A 21,621-nucleotide genomic window follows, 5' to 3' on the forward strand; every position below is an offset into this window, starting at 1 on the left:
GATCCGCTAGCAAAGGACCATGGCCGTCCTCGTCGCACTTGGCTCGTTCGTGATGACACTCGTCGGCGGCTGGACCGCCCACCACGTCACCGACCGGCGCCACTTGGTGCTCGGATTCGCCGGCGGCCTGATGCTCGGCGTGGTCGGTTTCGACCTGCTTCCGGAGGCCCTGCACGGCGCGGGCAACGAGATCTACCAAGTGCCGGCCGCGCTGCTCCTGTTCGTCGCGGGCTTCCTCGCCGCGCACATCGTCGAGCGGCTGCTCGCGATGCGCCAGGCCGCGCACGGTGCGCAGGAGGGCGAGGAACAGGTGCCCCAGGTCGGCCTCGGCGCCGCCTCCGCGATGGTCGGGCACAGCGTCGCGGACGGCGTCGCGATCGGCGCCTCGTTCCAGGTGAGCAGCACCATGGGGTACACCGTCGCGCTCGCCGTGATCACGCACGACTTCGCCGACGGCTTCAACACGTACACGATCACCGCCGCCTACGGGAACGCCCGCCGCAAGGCACTCGCGATGGTCGGCGCGGACGCGCTCGCGCCGGTGGTGGGCGCCGCGTCGACGCTGCTGTTCACCATCCCGGCGCAGGCCCTCGCCTGCTACCTCGGATTCTTCGGCGGCATTCTGCTGTACATCGCGGCCGCGGAGATCCTGCCGGAGGCCGGCCACCACCACCCGGCGCGCTCCACGCTCCTGTGCACGATCGCGGGCGCCGCCCTGATGTGGCTGGTGATCGGCGCGTCGGGGGACTAGGGCCTGTTCCGCCCCCCGGCGGGTCACAGTTTCCCGCCCCGTCCGCCGTCGCGCCGAGCGGGCGCGATCAGCGTCGACAGGTACGGCAGCGCGGCGTCGGTTCCCAGTTCGGCGGCGGGCCTGATGGACTCCTCGGGCAGCCCGAGCGCGGACCCCCACACGGCGTCCTGCGTCCGCCCGGTCTCGCGCAGCGCCGCGGCGACCTCGCCCGCGAGCCGCCCGAACTTGTACGCGACGACGGTGCCGGGCCCCGCGAGCGCCTCCTTGAGCACGGCCGAACCGGCGGTCACCGGCACGAGCGTCAGCGGCTCGGTGCCCTCGGTGAGCACGGCGCCGGACCGCGCGGCGAGGTCCTGCATGGCGGTGATGCCCGGCACGGTCTCGACGACGGTCCCCGGCACCAGCTCCTCGACGGTCAGGGCGAGATAAGTGAACGTGGAGTACACGTTCGGGTCGCCGATCGTCGCGAACGCGACGGAGCCGTGCTCCCGCAGGAGCGCCGCGACGCGCTCACCGGCCACGTCCCAGGCGGCCTCGCGCCGGGCCCGGTCCGAGCGCTCGTTGAGCGCGAAGACGACGCGGACGACTTTGTCGGCGGGCACGTAGTGCAGGACGGTCGCCTCGGCGCGGCCGGGCTCACCGCCATCGGTCCCGTCGGCCGCGGCCATCACCGGTACGACGACGACGGCGGCCTCGCGCAGGGCGTTCACGCCCTTCACGGTCACGAGCTCGGGGTCACCGGGACCCACGCCGACGCCGGTCAGCCGGTGCGTGGTGTTGCTGGTCATGACGGGGTGACTCCTTCGGTTGCCCGCGCGACTTCGGTTGCCTGCGCGACGATGCGCCGCGCCGCCTGGGGCACGGCGGCCCAGTGCACATGCAGATACGAGGCATGCACCCCGCCCTGCACAAACCCTTCGACGCGCCGCCCGGGACGCGTGATGCCCCACGCGGGGGAGGCGCCGGCCCCGGGTTCGACGACGGTGCGATGGAACTCGTGACCGCGCACCCGCGTCCCGTTCGCGGCCAGCACGCTGTCGGACACAGCGACGGCGTCCCGGTACCCGAGCGTCAGCCGCTCCGACATCCGCGCGTCGATGTCCAGAACCCCGCACATGGGCCGCCCGTCCAGGGACCGCGCCAAGTACAGCAGCCCCGCACACTCGGCGACGACGGGAGCCCCGGACCGCGCGAGGTCCCCGACGGCCTTGCGCAGCGGTTCATTGGCGGACAGCTCGGAGGCGTACACCTCCGGAAAGCCCCCACCGATGACCAACGCCTGTGTCCCGTCCGGGAGTTGCTCGTCCCGAAGTGGATCGAAGGACACGACGTCGGCCCCGGCCGCTGCCAGCAGCTCGGAGTGCTCGGCATAGGAGAAGGTGAAGGCGGCACCACCGGCCACGGCAACGCGAGGGTTGCCCCCCTTGCGGTCCGGCAATTCCGGTGCGTCCGGCCTATCCAGCCTGTCCCGCGTTCGAGGACCGGGGTCCGGGGCGGAGCCCCGGTTTCGGGAAGGGGCGGGCTCGGGGAAAGAATCCCCCACCGCCGCTGCCGCATCCCAAGCCGCAGCCCCCAACGAAGGAGCACTACGCGCCACGGCGTACAGCGCGTCCAGGTCACACCCGACCCGCACCAACTCGGCCATCGCGGCCACAGCCGCAACCGCCTCCGCCCCCCGCTCGGCCGCCGGCACAAGCCCCAGGTGGCGCGAGGGAGTCACCACTTCCCCACCCCGGCGCAAGGCGCCGAACACCGGCACCCCCGACTCGTCCAGCGCCTCGCGCAGGATCGCCTCGTGCCGGTCGGAGCCGACCTTGTTGAGGATCACCCCGGCGAGCCGCACCTCAGGATCGAACGACGCAAAACCATGCACGAGCGCGGCCACGGACCGCGCCTGGGACGACGCGTCGACAACGAGCACGACCGGCGCCCGAAGCAGCTTCGCGACATGCGCGGTCGACGCCAGCTCTCCCTGACCGGAGGCCCCGTCGAAAAGCCCCATCACGCCCTCGACGACGGCGAGATCGCACCCCCGCGCCCCGTGCGCGAAGAGCGGCGCCACCAGCTCGGACCCGCACATGTACGCGTCGAGGTTGCGCCCGGCGCGCCCCGTGGCGAGCGCGTGGTAGCCGGGGTCGATGTAGTCGGGCCCGACCTTGTGCGGCGACACGGCGAGCCCGCGTCCGGCGAACGCCGCCATCAGACCCGTCGCGACGGTCGTCTTGCCGCTGCCCGACGAGGGCGCGGCAATGACGAGCCGTGGCAGGGACGAACTCACCACTCGATGCCCCTCTGGCCCTTCTGGCCCGCGTCCATCGGGTGCTTGACCTTGGACATGTCGGTGACCAGGTCGGCGAAGTCCACCAGCTTCTCGGGGGCGTTGCGCCCGGTGATCACGACGTGCTGGGTCCCGGGCCGGTCCCGCAGCACGGAGACGACCTCGTCCGTGTCGATCCAGCCCCAGTGCATCGGGTAGGCGAACTCGTCGAGCACGTACAGCTGGTACGTCTCGGCGGCGAGGTCACGCTTGACCTGCTCCCAGCCCTCGCGGGCCTTCTCCTCGTTGTCCATCTGCGCGTCGCGCTGGACCCAGGACCAGCCCTCGCCCATCTTGTGCCAGTCGACGCTCCCGCCCTCGCCGCTCGCGCCGAGGACGCGCAGCGCGTTCTCCTCGCCGACCTTCCACTTCGCCGACTTGACGAACTGGAACACCCCGATCGGCCAGCCCTGGTTCCAGGCGCGCAGGGCGAGCCCGAAAGCCGCCGTCGACTTGCCCTTGCCGATGCCGGTGTGGACGACGACGAGCGGCCGGTTGCGCCGCTGCCGCGTCGTGAGCCCGTCGTCCGGCACGACGCTCGGCTGTCCCTGAGGCATTACGCGGCCCTCCTGCTGTTCGACTGCAGACCCTGCATTTGTCGGACCTCCTTCACGAGCCCGGCGATGGAATCGGCCCGCAGCTCGTCGAGCGTCACCGCCGTCCCGCCCAGCTCGCCCGCCAGCTGACCGGCGAGCCCGAGCCGCACAGGGCCCGACTCGCAGTCCACGACGACCGACGCCGTTCCCTCGGCGGCGAGCAGCCGCGCCGCACGCCCCGCGAGCGCCACCGGCTCAGGACCGCCCGTCGCGCGCCCGTCGGTCACCACGACGACGAGCGGCCGGCGCGCCGGGTCCCGCAGTCGCTCCACGCGCAGCACGTCGTGCGCCTTCAGGAGCCCGGCGGACAGCGGCGTACGCCCACCGGTGGGCAGCGACTCGAGCCGTACGGCGGCCGCGTCCACGGAGGACGTCGGCGGCAGTGCCACCTCGGCCGAGGATCCGCGGAACGTCACGAGCCCCACCTTGTCCCGCCGCTGGTACGCGTCGAGGAGCAGCGACAGGACAGCGCCCTTCACGGCGCTCATCCGCTGTCGCGCCGCCATCGACCCGGAGGCGTCGACCACGAAGAGCACGAGGTTGCCCTCGCGGCCCTCCCTGGTCGCCTGCCGCAGATCGTCACGCCGCACCACGAGCCCGGGACCGGAACGCCCGCGCGCCCGCTGGTGCGGGGCAGCGGCCTGCACGGTCGCCGCGAGGTGCAGCTTGGTGAGCGCGCCACGCGGGCGCCGCGCACCCGTCGTACGCCCGTGCTCCGTACGGGCCCGCGAGCGCCGCCCCGCGGCACCCTCACCGAGTCCGGGCACGCTCAGCATCTTCGTACGGAAGGGCTCACCGGCCCGGGCGGCCGCCTGCTCGCCGCCGCCCGCGGGAGCCTTCTGCTCGCCGCTCTCGGCGGGCTCGCCCTGCGCCGGGATGTCGGCGGCCTGGTCCCCACCCGTGTCGGGGCCGTTGCCCTCGGGCGCGTCCTGGGGCGGCTGCCCGCCACCGCCGCCGGGGCCGTCCCCGCCGCCGTCACCGTCAGGATCGGGCTCGTCGTCCTGCCCGCCGAACTCCTCAAGAGTGTCGTCGAGCTTGTCCTCGTCGAGCCCCGGCGCGTCGAACGGGTTGCGGCGCCTGCGGTGCGGCAGCGCGAGGAGCGCGGCCTGCCGCACGTCCTCGGCCAGCACGTCCGTGCGGCCCGCCCACGCGGCGAGCGCCGTCGCCGTACGCGCCATCACGATGTCCGCGCGCATCCCGTCGACCTCGAACGCGGCGCACGTCGCGGCGATCTGCCGCAGCGCGGCGTCGCCGAGCCGCACCGAAGGCAGCAGGTCACGGGCCGCGACGATCCGCGCCCGTACGGCGGACTCCTCCTGCTCCCACTTCCCGGCGAAGCCCTCGGGGTCGTCGTCGTAGGCGAGGCGCCGCTTGACGACCTCGACGCGCTGGTCGGGCTCGCGGGAGGCGGCGACCTCCACGGTGAGACCGAACCGGTCGAGCAACTGCGGCCGCAGCTCGCCCTCTTCGGGGTTCATGGTGCCGACGAGCAGGAAGCGCGCGGCATGCCGCACGGACACGCCCTCACGCTCCACGTACGAGGCGCCCATCGCGGCCGCATCCAGCAGCAGGTCCACCAGGTGGTCGTGCAGCAGGTTCACTTCGTCGACGTACAGGATCCCGCGGTGCGCGTCGGCGAGGAGCCCCGGCTCGAAGGCCTTCACGCCCTCGGCGAGCGCCCGCTCGATGTCGAGCGCGCCGACGAGCCGGTCCTCGGACGCGCCGACGGGCAGCTCGACCATGCGGGCGGCACGTGAGGTGCCGGGTCCGGGCTCGTGCGGGCCGTCCGGGCACGCCGGGTCCGGGGCGCCGGGCGCACACGAGAAGCGGCACCCGGCGACGACCTCGACCTCGGGAATGAGGGCCGAGAGGGCGCGTACGGCCGTGGACTTGGCCGTGCCCTTCTCGCCGCGCACGAGCACCCCGCCGACGGCGGGGCTGACCGCGTTCAGCAGCAGCGCGAGCCGCAGGTCGTCCTGCCCGACGAGCGCGGTGAACGGATAGGGGGTACTCACTGGTCGTCGCCCTCCAAGTCGCCCTCAAGTTCCAGATACGTGGCCCGCAGCCGCTCCAGCGTCTGCGCGTCCGGCTCGGCCCACAGGCCGCGCTCGGCCGCTTCGAGCAGCCGCTCGGTGATGCCCCGCAGGGCCCACGGGTTGGACTTCTTCATGAAGTCCTGGTTCTCCGCGTCGAAGACGTACTCGGCCGACAGCTTCTCGTACATCCAGTCGTCGACCACGCCGGCCGTCGCGTCGTACCCGAAGAGGTAGTCGACGGTGGCGGCCATCTCGAAGGCGCCCTTGTAGCCGTGGCGGCGCATCGCCGCCATCCAGCGCGGGTTGACCACACGGGCGCGGAACACCCGGTGGGTCTCCTCGCCGAGCGTGCGGGTCTTCACCTGGTCGGGCACGGCGGAGTCGCCGACGTACGCCTCGGGGGAGGCCCCCGTCAGATGCCGCACCATGGCGACCATGCCGCCGTGGTACTGGAAGTAGTCGTCGGCGTCGACGAGGTCGTGCTCGCGGGTGTCGACGTTCTTCGCCGCCACGTTGATGCGGCGGAACGCCGTCTCCATGTCGCCTCGCGCCGCCCGCCCGTCGAGCCCGCGCCCGTACGCGTAGCCGCCCCACACCGCGTACACCTCGGCGAGGTCCGCGTCGGACTGCCAGTTGCGGGCGTCGATCAGCGGCAGCAGCCCGGCGCCGTACGCGCCCGGCTTCGACCCGAAGATGCGGGCCGTGGCCCGCCGCCGGTCGCCGTGCTCGACGGTGTCCTGTTCGACATGGGCGCGTACGTGGTTCTGCTCGGCGCTCTCGTCGAGCGCGGCGACGGCCTGCACGGCGTCGTCGATCAGGCCCACGACGTGCGGGAACGCGTCGCGGAAGAAGCCGGAGATACGGACCGTCACATCGATGCGCGGACGCCCGAGTTCGGCGGCCGGCACGATCTCGAAGCCGGTGACACGGCGCGAGGCGTCGTCCCACACGGGGCGGCAGCCGAGCAGCGCGAGGATCTCCGCGATGTCGTCGCCCTGCGTACGCATCGCCGAAGTGCCCCACACCGTCAGGCCCACGGACTTGGGGTACTCGCCGGTGTCGGCCAGATAGCGCGCGACGAGCGAGTCGGCGAGCGCCTGCCCGACCTCCCAGCTCAGCCGCGAGGGGATCGCCTTCGGGTCGACGGAGTAGAAGTTGCGGCCCGTCGGCAGCACGTTGACCAGACCGCGCGTCGGCGACCCGGACGGTCCCGCGGGCACGTATCCGCCGTCGAGCGCGCGCAGGATGTGCCCGATCTCGTCCGTCGTACGGGCGAGCCGCGGCACGACCTCACGGCACGCGAACTCCAGCACCGCCACGGCGTCCGGGAGTTCGGTCCCGACGACGTCGCGGACGAGCGCGGGGACGGCAGCGGCGTCCCAGCCGCGCTCCTCCATGCCCTCGGCCGCGCGCCGGCACAGCTGCTCCAGGAGGTCGATCGCGTCGGCGGCGCTGCGGGCGGGACCGCTGACGAGGTCCGTCAGTTCGGCCGGCACCTTCACGGGGGCGCCGGGCTCGCCGAGCAGCTCCTTCTCGACCAGGCCGAAGTGCTCGGCCAGGCAGGCGCGCAGGCCGGGCAGCGCGTTCGCGGTGCCGCCCCACACCTGCGAGGCGCGCAGCACGGCGAGTACGAGGTTCACGCGCGGCTCGCCGACCGGGCCGCCGCCCAGGATGTGCAGACCGTCGCGGATCTGCACGTCCTTGATCTCGCACAGATAGCCGTCGATGTGCATCACGAACTCGTCGAAGTCGCCGTCGTCCGGCTGCTCGTCGACATGCAGGTCGTGGTGGAGCTCGGCGGCCTTCACCAGCGTCCAGATCTGGGCGCGCACGGCAGGGGCCTTCGTCGGGTCCAGGTCGGAGACGAGCGCGTACTCGTCGAGGAGCTGCTCCAGCTTCGCGAGATCGCCGTACGTGTCGGCGCGCGCCATCGGCGGCACCAGGTGGTCGACGACCGTGGCGTGCCCGCGGCGCTTGGCCTGCGTGCCCTCGCCCGGGTCGTTCACGATGAACGGGTAGATCAGCGGCAGCTCGCCGAGGACCGCGTCGGGCGCACAACTCCCGCTCAGGCCGAGGCCCTTGCCCGGCAGCCACTCCATGGTGCCGTGCTTGCCCATGTGGATGACGGCGTCCGCGCCGAAAGAGTTCTCCAGCCAGCGGTACGCGGCCATGTAGTGGTGCGACGGCGGCATGTCCGGGTCGTGGTAGATCGCGATCGGGTTCTCGCCGAAGCCGCGCGGCGGCTGGATCATCACGACGACGTTGCCGAACTGGAGCGACGCGAGCACGATGTCGTCGCCGTCGACGTAGAGGGAGCCCGGCGGCTCGCCCCATGCCTCCAGCATCCCGTCGCGCAGCTCGGGCGCCAGCTTGTCGAACCAGGCGCGGTAGTCGGCGAGCGGCACGCGCGCGGGCGCCGACGCCAACTGGTCCTCGGTGAGCCACTCGACGTCGTGGCCGCCCGCCTCGATGAGCCGGTGGATCAGCTCGTCACCGTTGTCGGGGTAGCCGTGGACTCCGTAACCGGCCTCGCGCAGCGCGTCCAGGACGCGGACGGCGGAGGCCGGCGTGTCGAGGCCCACCGCGTTGCCGACCCGCGAGTGCTTGGTCGGGTAGGCCGTGAAGACGACGGCGAGCTTCTTCTCGCCGTTCGGCTTGTGGCCGAGACGCGCGTGGCGTACGGCGATTCCGGCGACGCGCGCGGCCCGCTCGGGGTCGGCCGCGTACACCGGGACGCCGTCGGGGCCCTCCTCCTTGAAGGAGAACGGCACGGTCACGATCCGGCCGTCGAACTCGGGGATCGCGACCTGCATCGCCGCGTCCATCGGCGACAGGGCGGCGTCCGACGCCTCCCAGGCCGCCTTCGACGACGTGAGGCAAAGACCCTGCAGGACGGGGATGTCGAGGTCGGCGAGCGCGCCGATGTCCCAGGCCTCCTCGTCGCCGCCCGCGGACGCCTGCGAGGCGTGCGTGCCGCCCGCCGCGAGCACGGTCGCGACCAGGGTGTCGGCCTCGCCGAGCAGCTCGTACAGGCCGGGGTCGGCGCCGCGCAGCGAACCGCAGTACACCGGAAGGGCGTTGACGCCGCGCGCCTCGATCGCGTCGCACAGCGTGTCCACGAACGCGGTGTTCCCGGACAGCTCGTGGGCGCGGTAGAAGAGCACGCCGACCGTCGGGCGGCCCTCGACGCGGGCACGGCGGCCGTGCACCCCGTATTCGGGCATCTTCTGCGGCTCGGCGCTGTGCCGCTCCTGCGTGCTCCCGGCCCGGCCGTGCCCGCCCCGCAGCACGTCCTGGACGAGGAAGCGGGCCAGCTCGACGAGGTTGCCGGGACCGCCCTCGACGAGATAGCGCAGCGCCTCGGCCACGGCGCCCGCGTGCACGGTCGACTCGGCCATCAGCTCCGCGTCCGGGACGCTCTCGCCGCCGAGCAGGACCGTCGGTACGCCGGACGCCTTCAGCGCCGCGAGCCCGTCCTCCCAGGCGCGCTTGCCGCCGAGGAGCCGTACGACGGCGATGTCCACGCCGTCGAGCAGCTCCGGCAGCTCGCTCTGCACGTCCACGCGGGTCGGGTTCCCGATCCGGTAGGGGGCGCCGGAGGCCCGGGCCGCCAGCAGATCGGTATCTGCGGTCGACAACAACAACACTGTGCTCATGCGGGCGCTCCCGGTGGAATGAAAGGCAGTCCTGACGGAGCGCCGGACTCGATGAGCCGCCACAGCGCGTCCGTGTCCGCGTGTTCTTCGATCAGATCGCCGAGCCGGTCGAGCTGCTCCTCGCGCAGCGCGCCGAACGACGTGTCGGGCGCCGGTACGAAACGGCGGCCCGCGGCGGCCGCGACCTCGCGCAGGAACGCCCGGCGGAAGCCGTCCGCCTCCAGCGAGCCGTGCCAGTGCGTGCCCCAGACGGAGCCGACGCGGCATCCGTCCAAGAAGGCTTCTCCGCCGGTGACCTCGGCGACCCCGTGATGGATCTCGTAACCGTCGACGCGCTCGCCGAGCGCCTCGCCGACGGGCCGGGCGAGGGTCTTCTCGCGCTCGAACCGCACCCGTACGGGCAGCAGTCCGAGCCCGTCCACGGCGCCCAGGCGCGACTCGACGTCGTCCTCGATGCGCTCGCCGAGCACCTGGAAGCCGCCGCAGATCCCGAGGACCGGCCGGCCCTCGGCGGCCCGGCGCGCGAGGGCGTCGGCGAGGCCGCGCTCGCGCAGCCACTGAAGTGCCTTGACGGTGCCGCGCGTTCCCGGCACGACGACCAGGTCCGCGTCGACGAGCTCCTCGGCCCGGTCGACGAACCGCACGACGACGCCCGGCTCCGCGGCCAGGGCGTCCACGTCGGTGAAGTTCGACATCAGCGGGACGGCGCAGACGGCGACGCGCAACACGTCCTCGCCGACCGGGGCCGCGGTCTGCGACTCGCGCACGGAACCGCGCAGCGACACGCGCAGCCCGTCCTCCTCGTCGATGCCGAGGCCGTGCTGGAAGGGGAGAACCCCGTACGTGGGGCGCCCGGTCAGATCCTTGAGCATGTCGAGGCCGGGCTCGAGGAGCGAGACGTCCCCGCGGAACTTGTTGACCAGATAGCCGGCCAGCAGCTCCTGGTCCTCGGGAGCGAGCAGCGCCGTCGTGCCGAAGAACGACGCGAAGACGCCGCCGCGGTCGATGTCGCCGACCACGAGCACGGGCAGCCGCGCGGCCCGGGCGATCCCCATGTTGACGATGTCGGTGCGGCGCAGGTTGATCTCGGCGGGAGAGCCCGCCCCTTCACAGATCACGGCGTCATAGCTGCCCCGGAGTTCCTCCAGGCATCCCACGACGGTGTCCAGAAGTGCCGCCTGCCGTCCCCCGTGCAGCGCCTTCCCGGGGGACGACCCCCCGGACCCCCCGAAGAACCCCCGGGCACTCAACTCGCCCACCGGCTTGCCCATGAGCACCACCTGGCTGCTCCGGTCACTGCCCGGCTTCAGCAGCACGGGGTTCATCAGGGCGCTCGGCTCGACGCGGGCGGCCTGCGCCTGCATGGCCTGCGCCCGCCCGATCTCGGCGCCCTCGCGCGTCACGAAGGAGTTGAGGGACATGTTCTGCCCCTTGAACGGCGCGACCTTCACCCCCTGCCGCACCAGCCACCGGCAGATCCCCGCGGTGACGACGCTCTTCCCGGCATCGGACGTGGTCCCTGCCACCAGCAGTCCGCCACCACTCACGACTTTCCCCTCCGCAACAGTGCCCGCCCCGCGACACACACGCCGAGGGCCAGCCAGCTCACGCGCCGCGAGAGCCGCGCCGCCCGCTCGACGTCGGCGGTCTCCACGGCCCGGCCCGACGCGTTCAGTACGGGCCGGTGCTCGACCCGCCCGCCGTACGACAACGTGCCCCCGAGCCGCACTCCGAGCGCCCCCGCGAACGAGGCCTCGACGACACCGGCGTTGGGGCTCGGGTGCAGCCGCGCGTCCTCGCGCCACGCCGTGAGCGCGCCGCGCGGACGGCCGCCCGCGACAGCGGCGAGCACGCCGGTCAGCCGCGCCCCCGGCCAGCCCGCCACGTCGTCGAGGCGCGCGGAGGCCCAGCCGTAGCGGCGGTACCTGGCCGACTTGTGCCCGACCATGGCGTCCAGCGTGTTCACGGCGCGGAACGCGACGAGCCCGGGGATGCCGGCGACGGCGCCCCACACGAGCGCGCCCACGACGGCGTCGGAGGTGTTCTCGGCGACGGACTCGACGACGGCCCGCGCGATCCCGTCCGCGTCCAGGGCCTGCGGGTCGCGCCCGCACAGATGCGGCAGCCGCTCGCGCGCCGCGTCCACGTCACCGGCGGCCAGCGCGCCCCCGATGGCGCGCGCCTCGCGGCCCAGCGACGTACCGCCGACGACCGCCCAGGTGGCGGCGGCGGTCAGCGCGATGGAGGCGGCGGGGGAGCGGCGCACGGCGCGCGCGGCGAGGCCACCGGCGACGGCGGCGCCTCCGGCGCACACAGCGGTGTGCACGGCGCCCCACCCGCGGTGGTCACGCCACAGCACGCGCTCGACGGCGCCCGCGGCCCGCCCGAACGCGGCGACCGGATGCCCGCGGCGCGGATCGCCGATCAGGAGGTCACCGAGGAGTCCGGCGGCGCTGCCGTACGCGAAGACGCGCTCGGCCCGCACGGTCAGCCCGCCGCTACGGCGAGGGGAACCCTTGTACTCGTTCTCGGCGGGAGCACCCGCAACTGGCAGCCGCGCATGGCGATATGTCCTCACTCAGGGTGTCCACGCCCTGGTTGGAAGAGACCGGCGGCGAGAGTTCCTGGCTCGCGGGGATCACTCCCCGGTGACAGTGGCGGGACCGCGCCGGATTCGCACCGGCTTCCTCTCCTGCTGCCGTAGATGGCCCCGGAAGTCCACCACGCCCCGCGAACGCCCGTCAACTTGCCGTTGACCTGCGAAGGGAGAGTGTGCTGAGGCCCACACGAAGCGGGGTGCGGGACGCCTTCGCGTCCCGCACCCCGCACTCCTGCCGGTTACCTCCGGTCAGGCGACGATCAGGAAGATCCCGTACCCGACGGCCGCCGCGCACAGGGCGAAGCAGGCGTACGCGCCGGAGACGGCCAGCGCCGCCGAGTTGCCCTGGGCCGCCGCCGACTCCCGCTTGGTGAGGCCGACGATGCCGAGGGTGAACAGGCCCACGAGGGCCACCGTGATCACGAGGCTGACTCCGAACACGGAGCCGAGTGCTGCCCAGTCGATGTGCATAGCGCTGCTGCTTCCTTAGACCGTGGCCGGGCGCGCGGGCTCCGCCGAGGGCGGGGCGGGCGAGGCGGGGATGGTGGTCTTCACGTCGGTGGCCAGGTCCGCGACCGTGCCGGCGGGCGGCGGGGTGACGGCCGCGATCGCGGTGGTCACGACGCCGGCGGGCTCGTCCGGGACGTCGACGCCGTCGATGTCGTCGTCCGTGACGTTCGTGTGGTCGATCGAGTTGCGCCGGGACAGCGCCCAGATGGTGCCCGCGCCGGCGATCAGGAGCAGCGCGGTGACGGCGACGCCCCACGAGCCCTGCTTGGTGAGGAACTCGGCGCCCGCGCCGACCAGACCGGCGGCCGGCAGGGTCAGGCCCCAGGCGATGAACATGCGGGTCGCGGTCGACCAGCGGACGACGCCGCCCTTGCGGCCGAGGCCCGAGCCCATGACGGCGCCGGAGCAGACCTGCGTCGTGGAGAGCGAGAAGCCGATGTGTGAGGAGGCGAGGATCGCGGTCGCGGCGCTGGTCTGGGCGGCGAAGCCCTGCTGCGGCGCGAGGTCCGTGAGGCCCTTGCCCATGGTGCGGATGATGCGCCAGCCGCCGAGGTAGGTGCCGAGCGCGATGGCCGCACCGGCCGAGACGATGACCCACATCGGGGGGTTGGCGCCGGGGCTGAGGACGCCGCCCGTGATCAGGGCGAGCGTGATGATGCCCATCGTCTTCTGCGCGTCGTTCGTGCCGTGCGCCAGCGAGACCAGGCCCGCGGAGGCGATCTGCCCGGCGCGGTAGCCCTTGGCGGTCGCCTTCTGGTCGGTCTTGCTGCCTATCCGGTACGTGAGCCGGGTGGCCAGCATCGCGGCGATGCCCGCCACGAGCGGCGCGGCGACGGCCGGGAGCAGGATCTTCGTGACGACGGTGCCGCCGTTGATCGACGACCAGCCCATCGACATCACGGCGGCGCCGATGAGGCCGCCGAAGAGCGCGTGGGACGAGCTGGAGGGGAGGCCCACCAGCCAGGTCAGGAGATTCCAGAGGATGGCGCCCACCAGCGCCGCGAAGATGACCTCGGTCTTGAGTCCGTCCTCGTTGATGATGCCGCCGGAGATCGTCTTGGCGACCTCCACGGAGAGGAAGGCTCCGACGAGGTTCAGCACGGCGGACATGGCCACCGCCGTCTTGGGCTTGAGAGCGCCGGTCGAGATGGTGGTGGCCATCGCGTTGGCTGTGTCGTGGAAACCGTTCGTGAAGTCGAACACGAGAGCGGTAACGATCACGATCCCGAGGAGAAGCGTGATGTGTTCCATTTACCCAGGCTTCTGTTGGACGTCAGTGGCTCGGCGACCGTAGGCAATCTGAGTGAACGGAAGATGAACTGGGGCGGGCGGTGCGGTGACTCGAAGCGGAGTGCCGCCACTCCGTTGGAAACGGGGTGGCGGCGCGGGGTCGTTCGCGAAGCGGAACGGTGGCTCAATCAAGCGGAAGTAAGCCTTCCGCTAGCCGCGGGCGAACCTCCGCAACTGCGTCTGTGAACCGTTGAAGAGATTCTGGTCACCCGGCAGTCCGCCGCTGTTGTCGTACTGCCAGAACGTCCAGTACGACCAGCCCGACGGCAGCGCCCCGGCGGACTCGTCGTAGCGGGCGAGCCATAGCGCGTGGTTGCCCGCGAAGGCCGTGCTGTTGCCCGTGCAGTTCTTCCACCAGCGGTAATTGGTGTAGATCACCGGCCGGCGGCCCGTCCTGCGCCGCACCTCGTCGCTGAACGACCTGATCCAGGAGATCATCTTCCCCTTGCTCAGGCCGTAGCACTTCTTCGAGCTGTACGGGTTGTACTCGATGTCGAGCGCCGGCGGCAGCGTCCAGCCGTCCGCCCGCCACCCGCCCCCGTTGCGCACGAAGTACGAGGCCTGCGTCCGGCCGGACGACTTGTTCGGGAGCGCGAAGTGGTACGCGCCGCGGATGATGCCCGCGCTGCGCGCTCCGTTGTACTGCCGGCTGAAGTAGGGATTGCGGTAGGTGGTGGACTCGGTCGCCTTGACGTAGACGAACCGTGCGCCCTTGCTCTTGGCCTTCTGCCAGTCGACGTTCTTCTGGTGCGACGAGACGTCGTGCCCCTTGGTGCCGCCCGCCGCGGACGCCGGAGCCTGTGCGAGAGCGGTCCCCCCGAACGTCAGGGCGGCGAGTGATGTCGCGGCCGCGATGTGCGCGCGGCGACGGGACGGTTTGTGACCACGAGCCATATTTCCCCCCGGAATGGCGACGTGCATGACAAATCCCACCGGAGGCTACCGGAAGATCCCTCTGAGCCCGTCGGTCTCCAGCCAATCGTTTCCAGGCGGGCATTCATGCCCATTCGTGCGCTTCCGGACTCCTCGGATCCGCACTGAAGTGCCCAGGCGCCACGATCCGCGCGGGCCCGCCGAGCGGCTGGCAGGATGCGGGCATGGCGCAGGAACCGGGCGAGGCAGGGCAGGGCGCGGACGGACTCGCGCAGGCGTGGAGCGCGCTCGTGGCGACGGCCCGGCGCACCGTCACCGACGGACTCGTCGTCGGGACCTCGGGAAACGTCTCGGTGCGCATCGGCGACACCGTCCTCGTCACGCCCAGCGGGGTCCCCTACGACGAGCTCGCCCCGGACGACCTCGTCGCCGTCGGCCTCGACGGCGGGCAGCGTGCCGGAACCCTGACCCCGACCAGCGAACTCCCGATGCATCTGGCGGTCTACCGCGCGACGCCCGCCCGTGCCGTCGTCCACACCCACGCGGTCCACGCCACCGCCGTCTCCACCCTCGTGCCCGAGCTCCCGCTCATCCACTACATGGCCGCGGCCCTCGGCGGACCCGTCCGGGTTGCCCCCTATGCGACGTACGGCACCGAGCGGTTGGCCGAGAACGTGCTCGACGCTCTCAAGGGGCGGACAGGCTGCCTGCTCCAGAACCACGGCACCCTCACCTACGGCGACACCCTCGCCGCCGCCTACGACCGCACGGCCCAGCTCGAATGGCTGTGCCGCGTCTGGCTCACCGCGAGCGCCCATCCCCACCACACGCCGACGCTCCTCACCCGCGACCAGGTGCGCGAGGTGGAGGAGAAGCTGCGGGGGTACGGGCAGCCGGGCTGAACCGGCATCCGGCGGCCCCCGGCCTCGCCCCACTGGCCGGTCGGAGCCCGGGCGCGGACACTGGGACGGTGCGCACCGCCAGAGCGACGGCCGCTGCCGTCACCGCAGTCATCGGTGCCGGCGCGGCCGCGATCGCGGCCGGCCGGTTCGCCAGCGATGCCGCCCTCAAGGCGCCCGCGGGCAGGCCCCTGCCCACCGAGCCACGCCTGACCGTCCACGCCACCGCCGCGGGCCAGATCACGCTCACCCGCGACCTGGCCTCCCTGCGCCCGGGCACGTACGGCCTGAGCGGCGACGGATTCCACGCCGTGGTCGGGCCCGTACTCGAGTCCGCCCCGCACGCGGCGGACGCCGTCGTACGCCGCCTGGAGCGCGTCACCCACGGCTCCCTCGAACCCGGCGCCAAGGCATGGCTCACCCCCCAGGTCCACATCGGCGACCCCAAGGCGGCACTCGGCCTCGACCACGCCGACATCGACATCCCCGGCGAACTGGGTGCGCTCCCCGCCTGGTTCGTCCCCGGCGCCCGCGACACCTGGATCATCACCGTCCACGGCCTGGGCACCACGCGCGAGCACCCCATGGTCCTCATGGACTTCCTGCACCGCCACCGCTTCCCCGTGCTGGACCTCGCCTACCGCGGCGACCTCGGCGCCCCCCGCTCCCCGGACGGCCTCGGCCACCTCGGCGAGACGGAGTGGCGCGACCTGGACGCCGCGATCCGCTATGCCGTGCGCTACGGCGCGCAACGCGTCATCGTGCACGGCTGGTCGACCGGCGCCGCCATGGCCCTGCACGCGGCGGCCCATTCCGCTTTGCGGGACCGCATCTCCGGGCTCGTCCTCGACTCACCCGTCCTCGCCTGGGACGTGACGCTGCGTGCCCTCGCCGAGGCCCGCCGCATCCCCCGGCCCCTGCTCCCCCTCGCGGTCCGCGCCGCCCAGGGCCGCACCGGGCTGCACGGCGACCGCCTCGACACCGCCGCCCACCCCGAGGCGCTCAAGGTGCCCACGCTCCTGATGCACGGCCCCGACGACGAGATCGCCCCCTGGGCCCTGTCCCGCGAACTGGCCGCCCGGCGCCCCGACTTGGTCTCGCTGCACACGGTGGACAACGCCCCGCACGGAGCCATGTGGAACGCCGACCCGCAGACGTACGAGGAGACGCTCCGCCGCTTCCTCACCCCCCTCATGTAGCTCCGCACGGCTCCGTCATACGCACGGGACAGATGTGCAGGAAGGCCCGCGTAGACCCCCGGCGCACGCCGGTCCGCGGACCCTCCCGCGGCGCCCGCAAAGAGCCCCGAAACGATTCCGTTTGGGTTTTCGGACCGTCAACCGGAAGACTGCCCCCGTGACGTCCCGTATCCCGCGCGACTCCAGGCTCCGACTCGTCCGCCCGCGCACCCTCGCCGCCGCCCCCGTGCGGACCGACGGAGTGGTGACCCAGGCACGCCCGCCCCGCCCGGCGCCCCGCCCGCCGGAGGGCACCCCACCCCCGGCGGAACTGGCCCGCATGGCCCGCCGCGGCCTCGCCGACGCCGTCCGCGTGGCCCGCTGGGCCGACGCCGTCCTCAGCCCCGGCAGCGGCCACGGCACCCCCGACGGCAGGGGCGCCCTGTCCCCACCCACCGCCGAACGCGCGGCGGCCGACCTGGACCTGACCCCGCGACAGGTCCGCGCGGACTGGGACACCGCACGCCTCGCGGGCCTCGTCGAGGTGCACGGCGACAGCGCGCGCCCCGGCTGGCGCCTGCGCGCCTGGGACCGTGACGACACCGCCGTGCTGCGCGGCTGGGTCGCGCTCTTCGACGCCTGGTCCCTGGCCCACCCCGCCGACAAGAGCCTGGAGGCCGCCGCGGTCGCCGAGGTCGTCGAGGCGATGCCCCAGGTGCTCTCCCTCCTCCAGCTCTCGGCCGGCCCGGTCCCCGTACCGCAGCTCCTCGATCTGCTCGGCCAGCGCGTCGAGGAACTGCGCACGGAACGCTGCGAGATCCCCTACGGCCCGCAGCCCGAGCCCACCGACACCGCGACCGCCACCACCGGCACCACCCTCCCCCCGCTCCTCGACTGGGCCCTGCACGGCCTCGCCGCCGTCGGTGCCCTCACCTACGCCGACAGCCAGGCCACCCTCACGCCGCTCGGCAGCTGGGCGGTCTGGGTCAAGCTGGAGCAGATCTGCGTGGCCGCCCAGTCCCCGGCGGGCAACATCGAGCAGTCCGCCGATGCCATGCTCAGAGGCTGCGCACGGCTGCGCCCGAACGCGGCCCGCGCCGAATACCGCGCCTGGCTCGCCGCCCGCCCCGTCGGCAGCGCCGTCACCGAGCTGATCGCCGCCGCCCGCGGCGAGGACGCCCTGCTGCGCGGGCTCGCATTCGAGGCCCTGCGCGTCGTCGGAGCCCCCGCCGAGCCCGTCGTCCGGGCCGTCGCCGACGAGCCGCCCCTGCGCCCCTACGCGCTGCTGTGGCTCGCCGAGTACGAGGGAGCCGATCCCGAGGACGTCCACATGGTGCTGACCCGCGAGGAGACGACCTGGCTGTGGGTGGACACCGCGGCGGCCGTCGCGGACCACGGCGAGGCCCAGCTCCTCGTACGCCACCTGGAGTCCGCCGTGCAGCCCACCGTGCCGGCCCTCCTCGACGAGGTCCGGGCGGCCGGGCACCCGCGCACTGTCCAGGTCCTCGTCGCGCTGGCCGCCGCGCACCCGGACCCGGCGCTCGCCAAGGCCGTCCGCCGGGCCGCCTTCCAGGTGCACACCGGAGGCGCGTGACGCCGCGCCCCTGCGATCAGGCCGGTATCTGCGGCGCGTACGTCCCGAAGCTCCACACGTTGCCCTCGGCGTCCTTGGCCATGTAGTCCCGGGAGCCGTAGTCCTGGTCCGTCGGGGGCATCAGGATCTCCACGCCGTGCTCGACGGCCCGGCGGTGATGGGCGTCGACGTCGTCCACGACGACATAGATCCCGGTCGGGCCCGCGCCCTTCATGGCCTCGTCGAAGCGGCCGCCGCGGCCCTTCGAGCCGAGCATCACCGCGCCGTTCCCGTAGGTCAGCTCGGCGTGCATCACCGAGCCGCCCTCGCCCTCGTGCACGGCCGCGGCGGTGAAGCCGAACGCCGAGGTCAGCTGCTCGATCGCGGCCTTCGCGTCGGCGTACAGCAAGGACGGGTAGAAACTCGCGCGCCCCTCCCCCTTCGTACCGCTCACTGTGCTCACTCCTTCTTCGCCGGTCGGGACTGTGCTGCCGAATCCAGACTGGCACCCGGCACTGACAATCCGCCCGGCGAGCCGGCCGCGCTCACCGGAACGTGTTGCACCGCGCCATGTCGCCGGTGCGGTAGCCCTCGTAGAACCACTCCTGGCGCTGCTGGGCCGAGCCGTGCGTCCAGGACTCGGGCGTCACCCGGCCCTGGAACTTCTCCTGGATCCGGTCGTCGCCGACGGCGGCCGCCGCGTCCAGGCCGTCGCGGATGTCCGCGTCGGTGAGGTTCGTGATCAGCGGCTTGCCCGTCTTGTCGTCGGGCGTCGTCGTCGCGTGGTGCGCCCACACCCCTGCGTAGCAGTCCGCCTGGAGCTCGACCCGCACCGCGTTGCTGTTCTGGCCCGTACGCCCGTCCTGGGAGCGCTGGAGCGTCCCCATCAGGTTCTGGACGTGGTGTCCGTACTCGTGCGCCACCACGTACGCCTGCGCGAAGGGTCCGCCGCTGGAGCCGAACTTGGTGCGCAGGTCGTTGAAGAAGCCCAGGTCCAGATAGACCTTGCGGTCGCCCGGGCAGTAGAACGGCCCGACCGCCGAGGTCGCCGTGCCGCACGCCGTCTGGACCTGGCCGGTGAAGAACACGGTCTGCGCGGGGGAGTAGGTGCCCCTGCGGTCGCGGAACTCCTGACGCCAGTAGTCCTGGACGCTGTTGACGACCGCCACGATGCGGCAGTCCTCCTTGCTGTTCGCGTCCTGGCCCGTACGGCAGTCCTGGCTCACCTGGGCCGCGGACGAGACGGTGGTGTCGGGTTCGCCGCCGCCGGAGGACAGGCCGAATTCGTCGGTGCCGAAGAAGAGGCCGACCAGAAGGGCGAGCAGCCCCGCGAGGCCGCCGCCGATGGTCCGCCGGCCGCCGGGGACCCGGCGCCTGTCCTGGACCTCGGAGGTGTCCAGGTCGGCGTCGTCGTCGAACTGCATGGCCGCACCGCCCTCTGCCGCACGTCAGGGGCGGCGGCCGCCGCCCAACGCCCACTATCAGACACTTCGTGGCGGTCTGCCCCTCGGCCCCGGAACAGCACGGCGGAAACCTGTTTGCATCGTCCCGTTAGACTTGGCCCATGGCCATTCTCCGCACGCACTAGACGGCTCATCGCCCTCAGTAGCCCTTCCGCCGTCCATTCCCTGCTCAGGAGTCTGTCCGTGATCACCGCTTCGGCCATCGAGTTGCGCGCCGGCGCTCGCATCCTCATCGAGAACGCCACCTTCCGTATCGCCAAGGGCGACCGCATCGGCCTGGTCGGACGCAACGGCGCTGGCAAGACGACCCTCACCAAGTGCCTCGCCGGTGAGGGCACCCCGGCCGGCGGCACGATCGCCCGCTCCGGAGAGGTCGGCTACCTCCCGCAGGATCCCCGCACCGGCGACCTCGACGTCCTGGCCCGCGACCGCATCCTGTCCGCGCGCGGCCTGGACACGCTGATCCAGAAGATGCGGGACAACGAGCAGCGCATCGCCAACGGCACGGGCGCCACGCGCGCGAAGGCCCTCAAGCAGTACGAGCGCCAGGAGACGGAGTTCCTCACCAAGGGCGGATACGCCGCCGAGGCCGAGGCCGCCACCATCGCCGCCGCGCTCAACCTGCCCGACCGCGTGCTCGGACAGCCCCTGCACACGCTCTCCGGCGGTCAGCGCCGCCGTATCGAGCTGGCCCGCATCCTCTTCTCGGACGCCGACACCCTGCTCCTCGACGAGCCCACGAACCACCTCGACGCCGACTCCATCGTCTGGCTGCGCGACTACCTCAGGACGTACCGCGGCGGCTTCATCGTGATCTCCCATGACGTCGACCTCGTCGAGACGGTCGTCAACAAGGTGTTCTACCTGGACGCGAACCGCTCCCAGATCGACGTCTACAACATGGGCTGGAAGCTCTACCAGCAGCAGCGCGAGGCCGACGAGAAGCGCCGCAAGCGCGAGCGCCAGAACGCCGAGAAGAAGGCCGCGGCCCTCAACTCCCAGGCCGACAAGATGCGCGCCAAGGCGACCAAGACCGTCGCCGCGCAGAACATGGCCAAGCGCGCCGACCGGCTGCTCGCCGGGCTCGACGCGGTCCGCGTCTCCGACAAGGTCGCCAAGCTGCGCTTCCCCGAGCCCTCCCCGTGCGGCAAGACACCGCTGATGGCCGAGGGCCTGTCGAAGTCGTACGGCTCCCTGGAGATCTTCACCGACGTCGACCTGGCCATCGACAAGGGCTCGCGCGTCGTCATCCTCGGCCTCAACGGCGCCGGCAAGACCACCCTGCTCAAGCTGCTCGGCGGCGCCGAGAAGCCGGACACCGGCGAGATCATCGAGGGCCACGGCCTCAAGCTCGGCTACTACGCGCAGGAGCACGAGACCCTCGACCCCGAGCGCACGGTCCTGGAGAACATGCGCTCCGCCGCCCCCGACCTGGACCTGGTCGAGGTGCGCAAGACGCTGGGCTCGTTCCTGTTCTCCGGGGACGACGTCGACAAGCCGGCCGGTGTCCTGTCCGGCGGCGAGAAGACCCGCCTCGCGCTCGCGACGCTCGTCGTGTCCTCCGCGAACGTGCTGCTCCTCGACGAGCCCACCAACAACCTCGACCCGGCCAGCCGCGAGGAGATCCTCGGCGCGCTGCGCACCTACAAGGGCGCCGTCGTCCTCGTCACCCACGACGAGGGCGCCGTGGACGCGCTCCAGCCGGAGCGGATCATCCTGCTGCCCGACGGCGTCGAGGACCTCTGGGGCCAGGACTACGCGGATCTGGTCAGCCTCGCCTGACCCGCCCGCGTCCGCTTCTGCGCCCCCTTCCGGGCGCGCACGATCACGGTCGGCCGTCAGCACGGCTTGATCGAAAGCCTGATCCACTCGGTATGGAT

General features: G+C 72.6%; 17 protein-coding genes and 1 riboswitch. Of the genes, 5 read left to right on the forward strand and 12 right to left on the reverse strand.

Going from position 1 to position 21,621, the window contains the following annotated elements:
- Positions 1-19: 19 nt before the first annotated feature.
- A complete protein-coding gene (locus OG574_RS34500; RefSeq protein WP_326776392.1) occupies positions 20-751 on the forward strand; it encodes a ZIP family metal transporter in 732 nt (243 codons plus the stop codon).
- A 23-nt stretch (positions 752-774) separates the two neighbouring features.
- Here OG574_RS34500 and cobI read toward each other — a convergent pair whose 3' ends face one another.
- The 10 genes from cobI to OG574_RS34550 form a co-directional block, all read right to left on the reverse strand.
- On the reverse strand, positions 775-1,539 hold the full coding sequence (gene cobI, locus OG574_RS34505) for a precorrin-2 C(20)-methyltransferase (protein WP_326776393.1): 765 nt from the start codon (positions 1,537-1,539) through the stop codon (positions 775-777).
- A complete protein-coding gene (locus OG574_RS34510) occupies positions 1,536-3,029 on the reverse strand; it encodes a cobyrinate a,c-diamide synthase (RefSeq protein ID WP_326776394.1) in 1,494 nt (497 codons plus the stop codon). The genes cobI and OG574_RS34510 overlap by 4 nt, the downstream gene beginning before the upstream one ends.
- On the reverse strand, positions 3,026-3,625 hold the full coding sequence (cobO, locus tag OG574_RS34515; protein ID WP_326776395.1) for a cob(I)yrinic acid a,c-diamide adenosyltransferase: 600 nt from the start codon (positions 3,623-3,625) through the stop codon (positions 3,026-3,028). Before cobO ends, OG574_RS34510 begins: the two co-directional genes overlap by 4 nt.
- Positions 3,625-5,679 (reverse strand): putative cobaltochelatase, encoded by a 2,055-nt coding sequence (locus OG574_RS34520; protein WP_326776396.1) that lies wholly within the window; start codon positions 5,677-5,679, stop codon positions 3,625-3,627. Before OG574_RS34520 ends, cobO begins: the two co-directional genes overlap by 1 nt.
- Positions 5,676-9,356, reverse strand: a complete 3,681-nt coding sequence (gene cobN, locus OG574_RS34525) for a cobaltochelatase subunit CobN (protein ID WP_326776397.1) — start codon at positions 9,354-9,356, stop codon at positions 5,676-5,678. Before cobN ends, OG574_RS34520 begins: the two co-directional genes overlap by 4 nt.
- Complete coding sequence (locus OG574_RS34530; protein WP_326776398.1) at positions 9,353-10,903, reverse strand: cobyric acid synthase; 1,551 nt, start codon at positions 10,901-10,903, stop codon at positions 9,353-9,355. The genes cobN and OG574_RS34530 overlap by 4 nt, the downstream gene beginning before the upstream one ends.
- Positions 10,900-11,841, reverse strand: coding sequence for a cobalamin biosynthesis protein (locus OG574_RS34535; RefSeq protein ID WP_326778725.1), 942 nt, complete (start codon positions 11,839-11,841; stop codon positions 10,900-10,902). The genes OG574_RS34530 and OG574_RS34535 overlap by 4 nt, the downstream gene beginning before the upstream one ends.
- Positions 11,842-11,952: 111 nt before the next feature.
- Positions 11,953-12,094, reverse strand: a riboswitch (cobalamin riboswitch).
- A 110-nt stretch (positions 12,095-12,204) separates the two neighbouring features.
- Positions 12,205-12,426 carry a hypothetical protein gene (locus OG574_RS34540; RefSeq protein WP_100592482.1) on the reverse strand — a complete coding sequence of 74 codons (222 nt, stop codon included), beginning with the start codon at positions 12,424-12,426 and terminating at the stop codon, positions 12,205-12,207.
- Between the two features lie 15 nt (positions 12,427-12,441).
- A complete protein-coding gene (locus tag OG574_RS34545) occupies positions 12,442-13,716 on the reverse strand; it encodes an inorganic phosphate transporter (RefSeq protein WP_326776399.1) in 1,275 nt (424 codons plus the stop codon).
- A gap of 189 nt (positions 13,717-13,905) precedes the next feature.
- Positions 13,906-14,649 (reverse strand): lysozyme, encoded by a 744-nt coding sequence (locus OG574_RS34550; RefSeq protein ID WP_326776400.1) that lies wholly within the window; start codon positions 14,647-14,649, stop codon positions 13,906-13,908.
- Between the two features lie 203 nt (positions 14,650-14,852).
- On the opposite strand from OG574_RS34550, the gene OG574_RS34555 reads away from it, so the two are divergent.
- From OG574_RS34555 to OG574_RS34565, 3 genes are all read left to right on the forward strand, one after another.
- Complete coding sequence (locus OG574_RS34555; protein WP_326776401.1) at positions 14,853-15,530, forward strand: class II aldolase/adducin family protein; 678 nt, start codon at positions 14,853-14,855, stop codon at positions 15,528-15,530.
- A 68-nt stretch (positions 15,531-15,598) separates the two neighbouring features.
- Positions 15,599-16,726 (forward strand): alpha/beta hydrolase, encoded by a 1,128-nt coding sequence (locus OG574_RS34560; protein ID WP_326776402.1) that lies wholly within the window; start codon positions 15,599-15,601, stop codon positions 16,724-16,726.
- A 157-nt stretch (positions 16,727-16,883) separates the two neighbouring features.
- A complete protein-coding gene (locus tag OG574_RS34565; protein ID WP_326776403.1) occupies positions 16,884-18,299 on the forward strand; it encodes a hypothetical protein in 1,416 nt (471 codons plus the stop codon).
- 16 nt (positions 18,300-18,315) lie between these two features.
- Here OG574_RS34565 and OG574_RS34570 read toward each other — a convergent pair whose 3' ends face one another.
- Together OG574_RS34570 and ypfJ are read right to left on the reverse strand one after the other, a co-directional pair.
- Positions 18,316-18,732, reverse strand: a complete 417-nt coding sequence (locus OG574_RS34570; protein ID WP_398374488.1) for a VOC family protein — start codon at positions 18,730-18,732, stop codon at positions 18,316-18,318.
- 91 nt (positions 18,733-18,823) lie between these two features.
- Positions 18,824-19,702: a KPN_02809 family neutral zinc metallopeptidase gene (gene ypfJ, locus OG574_RS34575; RefSeq protein ID WP_326776405.1), complete on the reverse strand. Its 879-nt coding sequence runs from the start codon at positions 19,700-19,702 to the stop codon at positions 18,824-18,826.
- A 222-nt stretch (positions 19,703-19,924) separates the two neighbouring features.
- Here ypfJ and OG574_RS34580 point away from each other — a divergent pair, with 222 nt between their 5' ends.
- Entirely contained in the window at positions 19,925-21,523 is a 1,599-nt protein-coding gene (locus OG574_RS34580; protein ID WP_326776406.1) for an ABC-F family ATP-binding cassette domain-containing protein, read from the forward strand.
- Positions 21,524-21,621 lie beyond the last annotated feature (98 nt).

This window comes from Streptomyces sp. NBC_01445 (genome assembly GCF_035918235.1).
Classification (GTDB): Bacteria; Actinomycetota; Actinomycetes; order Streptomycetales; family Streptomycetaceae; genus Streptomyces.